The organism is Geobacillus sp. B4113_201601 (assembly GCF_001587475.1).
GTDB classification, from domain to species: domain Bacteria; phylum Bacillota; class Bacilli; order Bacillales; family Anoxybacillaceae; genus Geobacillus; species Geobacillus icigianus.
The window spans coordinates 1-1,400 of record NZ_LQYX01000069.1 but is presented as its reverse complement, the minus strand read 5'-3'; the positions used below and the strand labels follow the sequence as shown (position 1 = coordinate 1,400).

Annotated in this window: 1 pseudogene; it reads right to left on the bottom strand. The window is 56.6% G+C overall.

What is annotated here, in order from left to right:
• Positions 1 to 302: 302 nt before the first annotated feature.
• Positions 303 to 1,400, bottom strand: a pseudogene (locus B4113_RS08440) (ISLre2 family transposase); the annotation flags it as partial.

The window sequence follows — 1,400 nt, the reverse complement described above, 5'->3', positions numbered from 1 at the left end:
TGACACCCCTGCATCATACCAAGAGGGCTTTTTTTGATCAAGTCCCCGGAAAAGCTCCTAACGGGAATGCTCCTTAAAAATATAGTTTTTTCTTATATCTGGTATAATTATATCATTTTTTATATATTCCGACAACCCCTAAAAAACTGAAGAGTCAGTCAAGACTTTGTGGAGAACATTTTTTCGGTCTACTACGGGCGTTGTCAATCACCCGTTGGTAGACCATTTTTAGGAATTGATATCGTAAGCGCTTTCGGACTCTCATCCCTCTTCTTGAGCTGATTTTTACTCGATCCATTTTTTTACATCCACCCACCATCCCGAAGCGCCGACAATGCTTGGTAGATCGGCGTCCCCGATGACTGTTGAAGATACGGGATGTTCTGGCGCATCACCTCCGCCAACAACCGCCCTGCCTTCCGTTTGGCCTGTTTGATCCGCTCCTGCTTCGGCGGGGCCGAGGCTGCCCTCTGGGGCTCTTCCTCCTCCAACTGCCCTGTTCTCCACCCGATTCCGTCAATTTGGGCCACCATCGCCTTCAGAAACGCCCCAAGTCCTTGGTCCTTCCAGCTGCGGCGGGATTTCACCCGGTACGCGAACCGGCTCATCACACTCTCGGCGTGGCCCATCGGACGCATGCCGGCCGTCTCCACCCCTTACGCCGACAGCCACTCCCGGTCGCCCCGGATGCATCCCGGCATCGACTCGATCCGGCGGATCATTTCGGCCAATCATTTCGGCCAACTGCTGTTCTTTGGCTTCGTCCCCCAACGTACCGACGGCGCTGTTCAGTTCCACCAAAAGTCCTTCCTCGTCTTGCTTCGCCAGCTTCTTCCGCACCTCCCGCCAACGCGGGTGGCCGGACAGACACTGACGAAGCTCCCGCGCCACATGGAACCGATCCAACTGAAAGCACGCCCGCTTTCCGAAATACTCCCGGCAGGCGGTAATCCAAGATGCCGCGTCGCCGTTGATGACCAACAGGTCCCGGCACGGGTCATAGGCATATTCCTTCATCAGCCACGCTTCGAACCCTTCCCACACGTCCCCCGCCCCTTCATGGAGGTAGTGGCGCCGGTTCACGAGCTCCAGTTGCGAGCCGTTCCGTCTCCATCCCTCGTGAACCGCCAAGATTTTCTGCTCTTTCGCCCGTTTCCCTTTCCCTTGGCGGGAGATGAACAGTCCATCCGCTTCCACCAATAGCACCCGGCCATGCCGTTGGGAAACAGGGTGGTGCAGCGAGATGGGGGCCGCCAACACCAGCTGACGAATCGCCTCATGGCTGAGGACCGCATACCCCACGATCGCCTCCAACGTGCGGGCTGCTTTGCGGTAGGAAGAGCACTCTACAGCCAACTCGACTGCCGTTTCCTCGAGGCAAGGACGGATCGATTGGGCTC